At 31.2% G+C, this 16,432-nt stretch carries 14 protein-coding genes and 1 other RNA gene; 10 read left to right on the top strand and 5 right to left on the bottom strand.

Annotated elements, in window-relative coordinates; genetic code table 11:
* Positions 1-220 precede the first annotated feature (220 nt).
* Both ruvB and panB read right to left on the bottom strand, forming a co-directional pair.
* On the bottom strand, positions 221-1,222 hold the full coding sequence (gene ruvB / locus B6S12_RS01065; RefSeq protein WP_111228971.1) for a Holliday junction branch migration DNA helicase RuvB: 1,002 nt from the start codon (positions 1,220-1,222) through the stop codon (positions 221-223).
* A 2-nt stretch (positions 1,223-1,224) separates the two neighbouring features.
* Complete coding sequence (panB, locus tag B6S12_RS01060; RefSeq protein WP_111228970.1) at positions 1,225-2,040, bottom strand: 3-methyl-2-oxobutanoate hydroxymethyltransferase; 816 nt, start codon at positions 2,038-2,040, stop codon at positions 1,225-1,227.
* Positions 2,041-2,119: 79 nt separating this feature from the next.
* Between panB and ssrA the strand changes: the two genes are divergently transcribed.
* The 10 genes from ssrA (at position 2,120) to hypF (ending at position 12,081) form a co-directional block, all read left to right on the top strand.
* Positions 2,120-2,498: a transfer-messenger RNA gene (gene ssrA / locus B6S12_RS01055) on the top strand.
* Between the two features lie 103 nt (positions 2,499-2,601).
* Positions 2,602-3,945, top strand: a complete 1,344-nt coding sequence (gene gatA, locus B6S12_RS01050; protein ID WP_181450916.1) for an Asp-tRNA(Asn)/Glu-tRNA(Gln) amidotransferase subunit GatA — start codon at positions 2,602-2,604, stop codon at positions 3,943-3,945.
* Positions 3,946-3,947: 2 nt separating this feature from the next.
* On the top strand, positions 3,948-5,393 hold the full coding sequence (gene guaB, locus B6S12_RS01045) for an IMP dehydrogenase (protein ID WP_111228968.1): 1,446 nt from the start codon (positions 3,948-3,950) through the stop codon (positions 5,391-5,393).
* 44 nt (positions 5,394-5,437) lie between these two features.
* Positions 5,438-6,151 carry a YebC/PmpR family DNA-binding transcriptional regulator gene (locus B6S12_RS01040; protein WP_111228967.1) on the top strand — a complete coding sequence of 238 codons (714 nt, stop codon included), beginning with the start codon at positions 5,438-5,440 and terminating at the stop codon, positions 6,149-6,151.
* A gap of 100 nt (positions 6,152-6,251) precedes the next feature.
* Positions 6,252-7,061 (top strand): hypothetical protein, encoded by an 810-nt coding sequence (locus B6S12_RS01035; RefSeq protein WP_111228966.1) that lies wholly within the window; start codon positions 6,252-6,254, stop codon positions 7,059-7,061.
* A gap of 28 nt (positions 7,062-7,089) precedes the next feature.
* Complete coding sequence (locus B6S12_RS10985) at positions 7,090-7,242, top strand: hypothetical protein (RefSeq protein WP_181450912.1); 153 nt, start codon at positions 7,090-7,092, stop codon at positions 7,240-7,242.
* 244 nt (positions 7,243-7,486) lie between these two features.
* Positions 7,487-7,972: a hypothetical protein gene (locus B6S12_RS01025; RefSeq protein WP_245892458.1), complete on the top strand. Its 486-nt coding sequence runs from the start codon at positions 7,487-7,489 to the stop codon at positions 7,970-7,972.
* A 54-nt stretch (positions 7,973-8,026) separates the two neighbouring features.
* Positions 8,027-9,067, top strand: a complete 1,041-nt coding sequence (locus B6S12_RS01020; protein WP_111228964.1) for a hypothetical protein — start codon at positions 8,027-8,029, stop codon at positions 9,065-9,067.
* A 246-nt stretch (positions 9,068-9,313) separates the two neighbouring features.
* A complete protein-coding gene (locus B6S12_RS01015) occupies positions 9,314-9,649 on the top strand; it encodes a thioredoxin family protein (protein ID WP_281267875.1) in 336 nt (111 codons plus the stop codon).
* A gap of 137 nt (positions 9,650-9,786) precedes the next feature.
* The gene (gene hypF, locus B6S12_RS01010; protein WP_111228962.1) at positions 9,787-12,081 is read left to right on the top strand and encodes a carbamoyltransferase HypF; all 2,295 of its coding nucleotides are present in this window, start codon (positions 9,787-9,789) and stop codon (positions 12,079-12,081) included.
* Positions 12,082-12,703: 622 nt separating this feature from the next.
* Here hypF and B6S12_RS01005 read toward each other — a convergent pair.
* From B6S12_RS01005 to B6S12_RS00995, 3 genes are all read right to left on the bottom strand, one after another.
* Entirely contained in the window at positions 12,704-13,429 is a 726-nt protein-coding gene (locus tag B6S12_RS01005; protein WP_111228961.1) for a hypothetical protein, read from the bottom strand.
* A 329-nt stretch (positions 13,430-13,758) separates the two neighbouring features.
* Positions 13,759-15,240, bottom strand: a complete 1,482-nt coding sequence (locus B6S12_RS01000) for a DUF2130 domain-containing protein (protein WP_111228960.1) — start codon at positions 15,238-15,240, stop codon at positions 13,759-13,761.
* 14 nt (positions 15,241-15,254) lie between these two features.
* Entirely contained in the window at positions 15,255-16,313 is a 1,059-nt protein-coding gene (locus B6S12_RS00995) for a phospholipase A (RefSeq protein ID WP_111228959.1), read from the bottom strand.
* Positions 16,314-16,432 lie beyond the last annotated feature (119 nt).

The following is a 16,432-nucleotide window of genomic DNA, read 5'->3' as shown; positions in this document are numbered from 1 at the left end:
AAAAGGGCAAAATAGAACCCTCTTAGCAAAATTAAAGCACAAAAATATTGATGATAAATTGAAATTCCATATTATAATCTAAAAATAACCTTGTTAAAGCCAATCTTTATTGCATTACTCTAAGATTTATTAAATTATATTGATTCATTTATTTTATGCCAAACTTCCTAAACCCTAAATTTTCCCAACTTGGTTGCATTGTTTTGATTTTGCAGTAAAATTAAAATAAACTTTCAGGGTTTTTAAATGAAAAAAGCTCATAAGTCTTTTGTGTAGCAATCCTGCCCCTTGCAGTGCGTTCTAAAAATCCATTAACAAGCAAATAAGGCTCAATAACATCTTCAATAGTCCCTTCATCTTCACTCATTGCTGCTGCAAGTGTGCTAAGCCCTATAGGACGCCCTCTGCTTTCACAAATAATTTTCAAAAAGCGTAAATCAAGCTCATCAAATCCATATTCATTCACTCCAAGTTCATTGAGTGCATATTGTGTGCGTTCTTTTGTAATCATCATCTCATCTTCTACATCTGCAAAATCTCTCACCCTTTTTAAAAGACGCAATGCAATTCTTGGTGTGCCACGCGAACGCTTAGCAATCTCTAATGCACCTTCTTTTTGGCATTCTTTTTGGAGTTTAATAGAAGCTATCATCACAATTCTTGCTAGCTCCTCTTTTTCATAAAATTGCATACGAAATTGCATTCCAAATCTATCACGCAAAGGATTGCTAATCATTCCTGCACGCGTTGTTGCACCAATGAGTGTAAATTTTGGCAAGTCAATCTTGATTGTTTGAGCTGCTGGACCGCTTCCTATAATAATATCTAGCCTAAAATCTTCCATAGCAGGATATAAAATCTCTTCAATTGCAGGGCTTAGCCTATGTATTTCATCAATAAATAAAATTTCCCCCTCGCTTAAATTAGTCAAAATCGCTGCTAAATCTCCTGCTTTTTCTATCATGGGTGCTGCTGTTACTTTAATGGGTGCATTCATTTCTAAGCTAATAATATGTGCTAGTGTTGTCTTTCCAAGTCCTGGAGGACCAAACAAAAGAAGATGATCTAGCACATCACCTCTTTTTTTTGCTGCATTAATAAAAACTTGAAGATTTTTTTTAAGCTTTTCTTGTCCTATATAATCTTCCCAATTTGTGGGGCGAAGCTTTACTTCTTCTTCACCCTCTAGGCTCATTTTTTCAATTTCTACAATTCTTTCCATTCTTAATAACTTTCCTCTTTACTTGGAAATCTACCCGTTTTTACATCCTCTACATAGTTTTTAATAGCTTCTTGCATTAAATTTGCACCCTTTAAATATTCTCTTACAAATTTTGGCTTAAATTCTTGAAAAAACCCAAAGGCATCACTCCAAACAAGCACTTGTCCATCTACATCCACTCCACTTCCTATGCCAATAATAGGAACTTTTACTCTTTGTGTGAGCTCTTTTGCTACACTAGAGCTAACCCCTTCTAACACAATACAAAAAGCACCTGCTTCTTCAATAGCTTGTGCATCTTCTAAGAGTTTTTGAAATTCTTTACTCTTAATTCCTTCTTTGCCTTTTATTTTATAGCCCCCCTCTAACCTTACAAGTTGCGGTTTTAACCCAATATGCCCCACAACTGCAATACCATTTTGCACAAGCAATTTAATATGCTCTACTACTTCTAATCCGCCCTCTAGTTTCACGGCTTGGGCTTTTGTTTGTTTATAAATTTTAATAGCGGATTTTAAAGCAGTTTTTGGAGTTTTTATGCTACCAAAGGGCAAATCACATACTACAAGACTTCTTTTAGCACCATTGCAAACTGCTTTTGTATGATAAATCATCTGATCTAAGTTCGCACTTAGCGTATCTTGTTCGCCAAAGAAACTCATATTAAGACTATCACCTACTAAAATCATATCCACAAAAGGATCAAAAATTTTTGCAAAAAGTGCATCATAAGCAGTAATCATTGTAATTTTTTCTTGATTTTTTTTCTTAAAAATTTGTGTAACAGTTACTTGTTTTAAATTATTTTGTATGCTCAAAATCCACCATCCTTATCTAAATATAAAAGGGTTTTTAAAAAATTTTACTATAAATTATGTTATAATTTTCTTTTAATTTGGGGCTGACTTGAATTTCGACAGGAATTAAATGGCTTAAATTGCATGCCGACTTGTGCTAAGTCGTAAAACTGGTTCATAAATATAAACGCAAACAACGCAAATTACGCTCCAGCTTACGCTAAAGCTGCGTAAGTTTATCTAAGCTTTTTGGAGCTGTTTTTGGTTAAGATTCTAGCTATTAGCCAAAAACATCATTTCTGCTAGATGCGTTTTGTGCCACCTTTGCACAAAATTAAGCTCTTAAGAGGTTGCCTTTTTGTAGTAAATAGCTAGGTTTTTGCTATAAAAGGAAAGATTTTCCACCTAGCAAAAGCATGTAATCCAATTTTTGTTGGTTTGGTTTTTGGACTGGGGTTTGATTCCCCACAGCTCCACCAAAATCTTACAAATCTTCAAAACTTAATCTCTCTATTAATAAAATTTTCCTATAATCACAAAAACTTTTTATGAAGCAAATTAATAATGGAGAAAATAATGAGTATCCCTACTCTACAAGAGGCATTAAAGTTTGATACTGACGCCATTAAAGAATTAAAATATAATCTAACTCAAAAGATAAAAGCAAGCAATTTAAATGCTTATGTTGGTGAATTACAAGACTATAAAGATGATTTTCTACCTATTGCCATTAAAGATAACATTAATGTTAAAGGTTGGGAAATTACAAGTGCTAGCAATATCCTAAAAGGCTATATAGCCCCCTATAACGCTAGTGCAATTAATAATCTTTTAGAACACAAATTTGCCCCCTTTGGACGCACAAATATGGATGAATTTGCTATGGGTAGCACTACTGCAAGCAGTTGCTATGGAAAAACCCTAAACCCAAAAGATCCTACAAAAACTCCTGGTGGAAGCAGTGGTGGAAGTGCTGCTGCAGTAGGTGGAGGACTTGCTATTGCAGCATTAGGAAGTGATACTGGTGGAAGTATAAGACAGCCTGCTAGCTTTTGTGGATGCGTAGGGTTAAAGCCTACTTATGGGCGTGTTAGTCGCTATGGGCTTATTGCTTATAGCTCCAGTCTAGATCAAATTGGACCCATTACACAAAATGTAAGCGATTGTGCGATTTTACTAGATGCAATTTCTGGTTTTGATAGCTTAGATTCCACTTCTGCAAACTTGCCTAAAAGCGAAACTTTTAAAAACCTAAATCCTAATAGAAAATTTAAAATTGCAATTTTGCCTGATTTATTAAAAGATGCACAAAGCAATATCCAAAATGCCTATTCAGCAACCATTGACACACTAGCAAAAGAAGGCCACACAATCATAGAAAAGAAAATGCTAGATACAAGCTATATCATCTCTGCATATTATGTAATTTGCACTGCTGAGGCTAGTTCAAATCTAGCTAGATTTGATGGTGTAAGATATGGCAATAGAGCCAAAGAGGTTAATAATCTCAAAGGACTCTATTTAAAAACACGCTCTCTTGGCTTTGGCGATGAAGTTAAAAGAAGAATTTTACTAGGTTCTTTTGTGTTAAGTAGCGGATATTATGATGCTTACTATATCAAAGCTCAAAAAGTGCGAACACTTATTGCAAGACAATATAACGAAATTTTAGAAGATGCAGATGTAATTTTATCCCCTGTAACTCCTAGCACAGCTTTTAGTTTTGATGCAGTAAAAACTCCTTTGCAAATGTATTTAGAGGATATTTATACTATTGGAATTAATCTTGCAGGGCTACCTGCAATCTCATTGCCTGTTTGTGAAGATAATGGACTGCCTATTGGTATGCAGTTTATTAGTAAAGCCTTTAAAGAGCAAGAAATCTTAGATGTAGCACTTAATTTAGAACAAACCCTAAGGAGATAACCATGAAAATTAGAACACAAGCCTTAACTTTTGAAGATGTATTATTAGTCCCTGCTTACTCTGAAATACTGCCTAAAGAAGTTTCCCTAAATACAAAACTTTCCAAAAATATCCCTTTAAATGTCCCTTTAGTTTCTGCTGCTATGGATACAGTTACAGAATACAAAACTGCTATTGCTATGGCAAGACTAGGAGGGATTGGTATCATTCATAAAAATATGGATATTAACTCACAAGTAGCACAAATCAAAAAAGTAAAAAAAAGCGAAAGTGGAGTAATTATTGATCCTATCTTCATAAGCCCTGAGGCGACACTTATGCAAGCACAAGCTATTACAGATAACTATAAAATCTCTGGCGTTCCTGTGGTAGATAGCAATGGAGCTTTAATCGGTATTTTAACCAATCGTGATATGCGTTTTGAAACAAATTTGCACCGCCCCGTAAAAGACTTAATGACAAAAGCACCACTTATTACTGGTAAAGTTGGGACTAGCTTAGAAGAAGCAAGAGATATTATGAATAAACACAAAATTGAAAAGTTGCCTATTGTTAATGAACAAGGTATTTTAAAAGGTTTAATTACCATTAAAGATATTCAAAAACGCATTGAATACCCAAATTCCAATAAAGATGATTTTGGAAGATTACGCGTAGGTGCTGCCATTGGTGTTTTCCAATATGAAAGAGCTAAAGCTCTTGTAGATGCAGGGGTAGATGTTTTGGTGCTAGATTCTGCACATGGACATAGCAAAGGTATTATTGAAACACTAAAAGAAATCAAGAAAAATCTTGTTGTAGATGTGATTGCTGGAAATATCGCCACACAAGAAGCAGCTAAAGCTTTAATTGATGCAGGAGCTGATGGAGTTAAGGTTGGAATTGGACCTGGCAGTATCTGCACCACAAGAATTGTTGCGGGTGTTGGTGTGCCTCAAATTAGTGCAATTGATGATGTGGCTAAAATCTGTCATAAAGAAGGGGTTCCGCTTATAGCTGATGGTGGAATAAAATATTCTGGAGATATTGCAAAAGCTCTTGGTGCGGGAGCTAGCTCTGTAATGATAGGAAGTATGTTGGCAGGGACAGAAGAAACTCCAGGTGAGAGCATAATCTTCCAAGGAAGGCAATACAAAAGCTATCGTGGAATGGGAAGTTTAGGCGCTATGAATAAAGGGAGTGCAGATAGATACTTCCAAGAAGGCACTGCACAAGAAAAACTTGTTCCTGAAGGCATTGAAGGTAGAGTTCCTTATCGCGGAAAAATTGCTGATGTTGTGCATCAAATGCTAGGAGGTTTGCGATCTTCTATGGGCTATTTAGGCTCTTGTGATATTCCGACTTTATGGGAAAGAGCCGAATTTGTGCAAATCACACAAAGTGGCTTAAGAGAATCACATGTGCATGATGTAATGATTACAAAAGAAGCACCAAATTATCACCAATAAGATATTTTAGTTTATAATTACAAAAATTTTATAAAAGAGGTTTTATGGGACGAGCATTTGAATATAGAAGAGCTAGTAAAGAAAAGCGTTGGGATAAAATGTCAAAACTTTTTCCTAAATTAGGTAAAGCAATTAGTATTGCAGTTAAAGAAGGAGGAAGTGGCGATCCTGATATGAACTCTAAGCTTAGAACCGCGATTCTAGCAGCCAAGGCACAAAATATGCCAAAAGATAATATTGAAGCAGCTATCAAAAGAGCTTTAGGGAAAGATGGAATAGAAATCCATGAGGTAAATTATGAGATTAAAGCTCCACATGGTGCATTGTTTTTTGTAGAATGTGCCACTGATAATACCACAAGAACCGTGGCTAACCTAAAAAGCTATGCCAATAAATTTGGTGGGACAATGCTAACTAATAATTCTTTAGAATTTATGTTTTCAAGAAAGGCACATTTTGAAGTATCAAAAAGTGGAATTTCTGATTTAGAGGATTTTGAGCTAAATTTAATAGATGCGGGTTTAGAAAGTCTTGAGGTTGAGGAAGATATAGTGCATATTTATGGAGATTATACAAGTTTTGGAACTTTAGCCAATGCTTTAGATGAACTAGGATTAGAAGTTAAAAAAGCAGCACTAGAGAGAATTGCGAATAATCCTGTAGAATTTAGCGAAGAACAGCTAGTAGATATTGAAAAACTTTTAGACAGAATCGAAGATGATGATGATGTCCAAGCAGTTTTTACAAACATTGCTTAGATATTATTGTGTTTTAAATCTATTTTAAAAGTTTAGTTTTAAAAAAGGTATAGATTTTGCTTACTCCTTTATAAATAAATCATAATAAAGGGGTTTAGCAATGGCAAGTGTATCTAATACTTATAACAGTTATGTTTTAAATGGGGCTTACACAAGCCTATATAAGACTTCTAATCCTAAAACTTCTAATACTCAAGATGATGTTTTTATTCCCATACAAGATGACAATAAAGGGCAAAAAAGACTTACTACAGAACAAAAAGAAGAGATTATTAAAAAAATATTAAATGATGAAACTTATAATATCGCCAATCATCCCCTAACAGAAGAGGAAATTAAAAGACAGGACACTTTTAGAAATAATATCTATTCAAAAATTGACGAAAAGAATAAAATTTCAGATACAGAATACAAGAAAGCAGAAGATTATCTATGGGAACAATTAGATATTTTAGTAATCAATTTATATCAAGAAGACAATCTAAATCACAAACAAACAATTGAAAGGATACTAAATAATAAAAATATTTTTCTAGAAGCCAAAGACAATCAAAATCAGTATGCAAATAATATTTTCAATACACTTGATAATATGCTACAAAACAAGCAAACGCAGAACGATTTTAAAGAGCAATTAGGAATGTATATGTTTCACTCATCAGGTATTGGTGATACATTAATTAACACCTTTAGCGAAACAATAAATTATTTTTCCAAACAAGATCAAGAAGAAATCCAAAAATCACTTAAAATTATAGCAAGTTATCAACCCTCATATTATAAAAATTCTTTCTATTTAAAAGATTATAATTTTTCTTGGAATGGAACAAATCCACTTAATGACAATGCAAATCTCTCTATTGTATTTAAACAAACCCACCAACGAACTCTTAACTTCTCTAAGTTCTAATCTTAATAGCACACAAAACTTTTTTGATATGTTAGAACAAAGAGAAAAGCTAGAAAAAGAAAATCAAGAATTGCAAAATAAAAGAGGATTGAATTTAGTCAATAATCCTTATATAGAAACTAAAAGTGATGGTATTTTAAAAGAAGTGTTAAAGAGTAAAGATAAGGAGATAAAAGCATAGGGGCTATTTAAAGAAGCTCCTATTGGGGAATTCTAGTTTTTTAATAATAGGGGGTTTTCTATCTTTTCTTGCTATAAATATCCTTTTTCTTCTTTAAAACAAACCATACTGGAGTTTAATTTTCTTAAAGTGAGTTATTTAGAAACAATCCTATAAAAACTAATAACTTAATCATAATATAGTTGTTTTATGATTAAGCTTTAGATAGAATGAATTTGTATCTTATATTTTACAAGGAGTTACAATGAAAAAATTGTTATGTGGTAGTCTTATAGCTTTAGGACTTATAAGTGGAGCCAATGCAACAGACTTAATCTCTCTTGCTACTAATGGAAAAGCTAATGAAAGTTCATTAGGGGTGAAAGCTCTTAGCAATCAAGAAATGAATGAGATTGTGGGAGGGGCGTATGTGAATAGAAAATTTATCAAACAATATGGAGTAGTTAATAATTCTGGACAAAATATACGCTATACAGCATATTACCCAATTACCTTAGAAAATTATATTGATTCGATTTATATTAATTTACTACCCAATGAGATTGGAGCAGTTGAAACCACTTACAACTTCAGAACTAACAAAATTTCAGTAAAAATTGTCGCTATCAATAAAAACGACTATATTCATATGCGTGATTTATATAAAGATGCTCAAACTAGAATTAACAATTTGAGCAATGTATCTAGCTGGATAAAATCAGACAAAGCCAATATTAAATATTTTAGATAAGGAATGCTTTTTGCTTACTCCTTTATAAATAAATCATAATAAAGGGGTTTAGCAATGGCAAGTGTATCTAATACTTATAACAATTATGTTTTAAATGGGGCTTACACAAGCCTATATAAGACTTCTAACCCTAAAGCTTCTAATACTCAAGATGATGTTTTTATCTCACAAGAACAAAGCAATTATCAAGATAACAATCAAGATGTAAAACAAAAAATAAAAACTCTCCTTTCTGAACCTTATACACATCCAACACCTCCAGAATTTATTGCCACACTAGAAGATGGCAACACCCAACTTGAAAATAAATTAAAAAAAATACAATATTTAAAAGACAATGTTTCTATGCCTTCAAAGGATGAATTTGAAATCTCAAAAAATATTTTACTTGATAAAGTTTACGATATCCTACAAAATGTTTACAAAACAAAAAAAGAAGACAGCAAAGAATTTCAAGAAATGCTAAATGATGCGAAATTTCTAATGAACGCTCTTCAAGATAGCAATATAAGTCATCAAAATTTAATCACAACTTTAAAACTGACAAGAGATAATACAAAAAATACAAACAATCAAGAACTTATTGAAACATTGTTAAATAATACAGAAGATACAAATCAAAAAGGACAACTCTATATTCAACAAGGTTCTGATAGTAGTTTAGCAGATAGTTTTGAAAGTTTTTTTAAACTTGCCGAATTCTACAATGTTTTACCCAAAGAACAAAAAGAAAGTATTCAAAAAGATCTTCAAACCACCCAAAGATACTTGTATACTTTAGGAGGAGAAATAGGCAATTCTTACAAGATTGACGATTTTACAGTGTCTTGGAAAGGAAATGATATATTAAGTGCCTCTTCATTTTCCTTTAAATACCATTCTACCAACGAACTCTTAACTTCTTTAAGTTCTAATCTTGATAGCACACAAAGCTTTTTTGATATGTTAGAACAAAGAGAAAAGCTAGAAAAAGAAAATCAAGAATTACAAAATAAAAGAGGATTGAATTTAACGAATAATCCTTATATAGAAACTAAAAGTGATGGTATTTTAAAAGAAGTGTTAAAGAGTAAAGATAAGGAGATAAGGGCATAAAATACAATTAATCTTTAAATAATTATAAATGCTTACAAAATAACCTAATATCTTACCCTTATAAGCTCCTATGATAACTACATTTATAGTTGTTAAAATTATGTAAATCTCATAATAATACCTCTAAAGACATTTTATATTCTGTTTAAGGGTTAATTTTGTAAGTTTAGCGTAACAAAGTTACAAGATTTTTTAAACTTTTAGATAATTTAAGTAAAATTTGCTAACAATTACAGAGTAATTTTAATAAAAGGATTAAAAATGATGGAAAAACTAACAAAAGAAACTTTTTCTAATGCAATTAAAGAGGGTGTAACTCTAGTAGCCATTGGAGCTCCTTGGTGTCCTGATTGCAGAAAAATTGAACCTATTATGGGAATGCTAGCACAAGATTATAGTAAAGATGTAAAGTTTTATGCAATTATGGCAGATGAGGAAGAAGCCCTAAAAGATGAACTAAAAGTAAGAAGAATTCCTACTTTGATTTTCTACAAGAATGGAGTAGAAGTGGGTGAGCGTTTAGTAGAGCCTGATTCTAAAGCTCTTATTGAAGAGGGTATCAAAAACGCTATTAATGCTTAATTTTTCTACTTTATCTAAGTCTAGTTAGGCTTAGATACTTTTTAAAACAATTTTAATAAAAGTAGCCTTTACTTTTCAAACTCGCTTTAAAAGATTTTAGATACAATCTAGGCTAAAATTTTCCAAAAAGTGTAAAAATGCTAAAAATACAAATTGAAGGAATTGTCCAAGGTGTAGGTTTTCGTCCTTTCGTGCAAAAAATGGCTTTAAAATATGGCATTAAAGGCTATTGTCTAAACAATTCTAAGGGTGTTTTAATTATCGCTCAAAACAAAGATACAAAAAAACTTGAAGATTTTTGTAATACACTCTTAAACAATCCTCCAAAAGCCGCCCTCATTCAAAAATTTCATAAACAAAATATCCCATCTTATGAAGATTTTTGTGATTTTCAAATCCTAAAAAGTCAAGATTTAGACAAAAAAACTGCAATTATTCCTGCTGATATTGCATTATGCAAAGAATGTTTAAAAGAATTTTTAAATCCAAAAGATAGGCGTTATTTATATCCTTTCATAAGTTGCACAAATTGTGGTGGGCGTTATAGTCTTATCCATTCTCTCCCCTACGATAGAGAAAAAACCTCTATGAGAGATTTTAAAATGTGTAAAACCTGCAAAGAAGAATATGAAGATATAAATTCTAGAAGATTCCATTCTGAAATTAATTGTTGCAAAGAATGTGGTCCAAAGCTTTATTTTACAAAAGAACTTAAAAATACAGATCTTTTAGATTCTAAAATCTCCCTTCCTTTGCAAGAAAATCCTTTGCAAGAAGCTATTGCGGCACTAAAAAGGGGGGAAATTCTTGCTCTAAAGGGTATAGGAGGGTATGCTCTAGTTTGTGATGCTTACAATAAAGAAGCTATAAAACGCTTAAGAGAGCGTAAAAATCGTAAATCTAAGCCTTTTGCTTTAATGTTTGAAAATATTTCTAAATTACAAGAAATACTAGACTTACAAGAAGAAGAAATTACACTTCTTAGCTCCCCTAAAGCCCCCATTTTACTTTCACGCAAACTAAAAAAAGAAGCAAATTTGCTCCCTTTAGATGTAATTGCACCCTCTTTAAAAACTCTAGGAGTGATTTTACCCTATAGCCCTATACACCACCTGCTTTTAAGAGAATTTAAAAATCCTCTCATCTTTACAAGTGCAAATTTAAGTGGAGAACCTATTATTAAAAACTTTAGCGAACTTAGTAAAAAACTTTCTTGCGTATGTGATGGGGTGCTTTTTTATAACCGTGATATTTTAAATGCCATAGATGATTCTTTGGTGCAAATTATTGATGGCAAAGAACAAATTTTACGCAGGGCTAGAGGCTATGCACTAGATATTAGCACCCTTTGCAAAATAGAAACTAAAGAAGATTTTGCCTCTTTAGGTGCGGAGCAAAAATCTACTTTTTGCTTTTGCCATTCACATAGAACCTTACTTAGCCCACATCTTGGGGATTTAAACACGCTAGATACTTTTTTAAATTTCAAAAACACACTAGAACTTTTTAGCAAAACCTACAAAAGCACTCCAAAAACTTATGTGCTTGATTTGCACCCACGCTACCACCAACGCAATCTTTTAGAAGGCAAACAAAGCATAGAAGTGCAACACCATTTTGCTCATCTTCTTTCAAATATTGCTGAAAATCAAATCCAAAACAAAACAATTGGAGTGATTTTTGATGGCACTGGATATGGAAGTGATGGTAAAATTTGGGGGGGAGAATTTTTAGAATGGAATCCTAAAACACCTTTAGAATTCAAAAGAATTGGCTCTTTTGCTCCTTTTAAACTTTTAGGTGGGGAAAATGCCATCAAAGATATTAGAAGGCTTGGACTAGAAGGCTTATTTGCAAGTTTTCAAGAAGATTATACAACTTTAAAACTTCCACTTTTAAAAGAATTTAGCAAAGAAGAATTAGAGGTTTTTTACTCTTTACATTTTTCTAAAATCACACCCATCTGCTCTTCTGTGGGAAGGCTTTTTGATATGGTAGGAGCAATTTTAGGAGTTTGTAAAAATAATAGCTATGAGGGTGAGGCTGGAAGCATTTTGCAATCTTTAGTAATGGAATGCAAAACCAAAGCTATCCCCTATTCTTTTAGCTTTGAAAATGGCATAGTGCATTGGCACACTATGATAAAACAAATCACAAAAGATTTAAATAAAATTCCACTAGAACAAATTGCACTTAATTTCCACTATACTCTAGCAAAAGTCATTAAAGAAGTGATTTGCCACGCTACAAAAGAAAAAGTAAGCATAGCTTTAAGTGGGGGCTGCTTTGCTAATGCACTCTTAAGCGAACTTACCATAAAAGAACTTGCACCCTTTAAAGTCTATCTAAACCATCAAATCCCATGCAATGATGGGGGAATTAGCTATGGGCAAGCCTATTTTATGTATCTATTACAAAATATATCTCAATGAATTCTTAAAAATTTTGGAGGAATTTTATAGTGCTTCATCTTAGATTTAAGATTTTCATTGGTAGTTCTATAGATGTTTTAGCATAAAACTTTAAAAGTTTTTGTATAAATTTTATAACTTTAATAATTCCACTTACTATTTAAATTCATAGAAACCCTAACACCCTCTTAAAACCATAACAACCACAAAAGATTGCAAAATTACTCCTTGCACCCTATTTGCTAATCTTGTGCTTCACTCTATAAGTTGCTTGAAGTTTTTAAAGATACAAGCATAGTTAAAACACCCATAATAACAAACACAACTACACTAACTATTATTGTTAATTTCGCTCTAAACGCAATGATTTCATATACATTTTTTAGAATTTTTAAAATTTATACAAATAAAAATTACATTTGGCTCATTTCAAGAAGATAGAATAAATTTTATCTCATAGAAGAAAAAGTGGATAATTAACCCCTATAAACAATCTAAAATCCTCCCCTCCCCTGCAAAATTAGGATTTAAATTCTTAATAACAATTTTATTTTCTAAACTTAATGTTTTGCTACTACATTTTAATTCAACACTTTTAAATTTTATACCAAAATGATAGTTTTCATTAAACTTTGATTTTATTTTAATCAAACATATTACAATATCTACACAAAAAGCCTTTAAATTCCTGCCAAAAATTATAGCCTTTTAAATATTTCCAAAATTCATATTTTTTAACACTAAAATCATCCAAATAATCATCCATCTTTCTAAAATAATTATCCTTACTTTCTTTATCGCTTCCTTTTGCACCCTGATTTAAATTCACAATAGTTCCCAATAGTGCAACAACCTCGTTTTTTTCATTTAAAATAGGAGTAACTATATTCCTACCAAAAATCTTATTACCTTTAATATCAAACTCTTCTAAATCTCCATAGGAAAGCTTTTTGCTTTTTATACTTTCTTCAATAGAATGAAAATCCACTGCTTCTTTTTGTGCTTTTGCAAGTAGCACATTTTGCTTATCATCTGATTTTTTTGCAATAATCATCGAATCTTCATTAGGCATATAAAGATAAGAAAATTTAATGTTTTCACTAGAATCTAGCAAATTTTTAAAAGTTCCCAAAAGAATTTGCTTATTACTCTTGCTATCTTTTAAAAACATTTCATCTTGTGAAGTTTGCGTAGATTGCAAAGCTCTCTCTTGCATTTTATTTGCTAATTTTACACTTTCATTTTGTAAATATCTCGCCTCATTTTCTAATCCACTTGTATCTTCCAAAAAAAATATTAAAATACCTATAATAACCAATATACTCACGCCAATAATAATTAATTTTGTCCTTAAATGCATTGATTTCATAAAATACCTTTTTTAAAAATTATATACCCATAAAATCTATACCAATTTATATTAAGTAAATAGAATAAAATTTGTTTATTTTTATAAAAAGAAGATAATTAATAGTTTTAAATAATCTAAATGCCCCCCCCCCCCGCAGAGTATCAACTATAAAAAACCATAAAATAAAATTTTTTTTAGTTTGTTTTTTATCCATATTTTAATAACCTTTTGTAATTAAATAGTAAAATTTAAATAAAAAATGGTTAAGAATTATATAATAAAATAATTAATATTTTATGAGATAAATATTTTATTTCAAAATAATAAGTTATGATTAATATTTTTAATTATTCTAGTAAATTTCCCTGCCCTTTATCCAAAAAAGCTCCAAGCTCCAAGCTTTTTACACTTGCTATGCTATTTCCAGCAATTCCTTTAATAGAACCATACATTGCAATGGTATTTTCTAGGACTTTTTCTATTTGCTTTTCTCTTTGCTTCCAAATTCTTTGCATAGCTCTTTTTTCACTCTCAAGATCACTTTGCATTTGACTAAAACCCTCCACAATCGATTCAATTTGCATTTTAAATTCTGTGCTTGTTAGATAATGGTAGAGCAATCCCATTTTATCGCTTTTATTTTCTTCTGATTTTTTAACCAAGTGCATTTGAATAATCCCCTCACGCAATATGTGTGAAAGCCCTTTAAACTCTTCAAAAGTGCAAATATAAACCCCATCAATTAGCCCCATTCTTTCTAATTCTTTAGGCAAAACTTCACTTACCATTACCCCAACATCCACGCCTTTTTCTATCATATCAGCTTTAAACTTTTCAATCCAAGCTCTTTGAAACTCTTTTGTCCTCTTGCTTTCATAATAAATCTTGCCACAATTTTGCATTTCTCTTGTATGCACTACTTGCACACAATCCCCTCCTCTAACACCTTTTTTAACCTCCAAAATATTATCAAAAGGAAATTGTGCTTTTAAATACTCTTCAATAGCTTGCTCTTGCACTTCTCCTTGAAGCTGTTGAGAGCCTAGCTCTGCCTTCCTTTGTGCCTCTTCTAGCTTCTTTTTAAGCCCTTCTAATTGCTCTTCTTTTTGTTTAAATTTTAATTCATTTTGCTCTTGTAAATCTTTTGCAATTTTTTCTTTTTCTAGTTGTAATTGTGTGTTAAATTGCTGTTGTGCTTCTAGTTTAATTTTGGATTCTAATTCGTTTTTTTCTAAATTTAGTTTTTGAATCTCTAATTTTGCTTGGTTTAGCTCTTTTACTTGGTTGGATTTTTCGTTTAGTTCTTTGCTTAGATTATTAATAGTTTCTTCAAATTCTTTTGTGGTTTTTGCTCTAAATTCTTCTTGTTTTTTGGTAAATTCTTCTTCCATTTGCTGTTTTTGTTGGGTTTGCTCCTCTTCTAGCTTCTTTTTAAGCCCTTCTAATTGCTCTTCTTTTTGTTTAAATTTTAATTCATTTTGCTCTTGTAAATCTTTTGCAATTTTTTCTTTTTCTAGTTGTAATTGTGTGTTAAATTGCTGTTGTGCTTCTAGTTTAATTTTGGATTCTAATTCGTTTTTTTCTAAATTTAGTTTTTGAATCTCTAATTTTGCTTGGTTTAGCTCTTTTACTTGGTTGGATTTTTCGTTTAGTTCTTTGCTTAGATTATTAATAGTTTCTTCAAATTCTTTTGTGGTTTTTGCTCTAAATTCTTCTTGTTTTTTGGTAAATTCTTCTTCCATTTGCTGTTGTAGTTGTTTATAAAGTATATCACTAATATTAATTTCATTTCCACAATTTGGACATTGTATTGTTGCCTGTTCTTTCATAACTTTTCCTTATTTTATCTATTAAATAATATTCCAATTCCAACACGATTAATGGAATTGTTATAATCACTCAAACTCTCTCCATATCCATTAAAAAATTGCAAATACAAATAAAGGTTTTTATAAATAGGATAGGAATAATCTAATAAGATTGAACCTCTATTATCCGCCCTTAAATTATTACGCAAAGTTGCACTAAAAAGATGTTTATTATAAAGATAGGCTAAAGTCAAATCCCCATAGCCTAAATATTTATGTATATCTGGATTATCGTCTTTATTAATATCCTCTTTAATTCTATACCATGCTTTTAATCCCATCACAAAATTACCTTTACTATAAATCCCTTCCACAAAAAGTCTATCCCAACTCCTTGATTTTGTCAAATCCCCTCCATTGCTTTGATGCACATAACCAAAATCCACTCTATCAAAGAAAAACTTTTTATCCAAAGGATAGCTAAGATACAAACTAGGCTCATAATTACTCTCCCTAAAGGGGCGAGAATTTTCATTGTCATAAAGTTGCCAATAACTTTGCTGAGTGTAGGCAAAATAAAAATCTAAATCTTTAAAAAATAAATCATCATACAAAAGTTTTTTAATACTAATTTGGAATTTTGCCTCTACCCTCTTTGCCTCATTAGGCTCGGTATTTGTGCTAATATTTGCTGGTAAAATATAGTTAAATTTATGAGGCTCAAAGCCTAAAAAATCTCCCATAAATCTATTGCGTTCAAACCTCTCTTCATATAATGTGCTTTTAGCTATAGATTGTATTTTGTCCTCTTCATTTTCAAGTGCGGTTTTTAGCTCTTCTTTAAACAGATCACTACTAGAATTTTTTAAAGAAGCTTGCAATTCTTTTTTAGGGCTTGTAATATCAATTTGTATCAATTTGTCATATTCTTCTAAACTAATTTCTTTAACCCCCTCATTTAAAGGCATGCTTTTTATAATATTCATCTTTTCATCTACGATTAAAATTTTAAGCTTTTTATTATGCGAACTTTCTTGTATTTCTTGTGCTAAACACCCCATTAAAAACAACAAAAATATTACACCAATCCGCATAAAACTCTCCAAAAAATTAATTTTACAAATTATATCAAATTTTTTAATTGCAAAAAGGCTTTAATAAGCTTAAATAAGTTAGAATCTAGAAATTTTATTCGCTAAAAAATAAAAAGGCT

This window comes from Helicobacter valdiviensis (assembly GCF_003245365.1).
In the GTDB taxonomy this organism is placed as follows: Bacteria; Campylobacterota; Campylobacteria; order Campylobacterales; family Helicobacteraceae; genus Helicobacter_D; species Helicobacter_D valdiviensis.
This window is presented reverse-complemented; position numbering and strand designations above follow the sequence as displayed.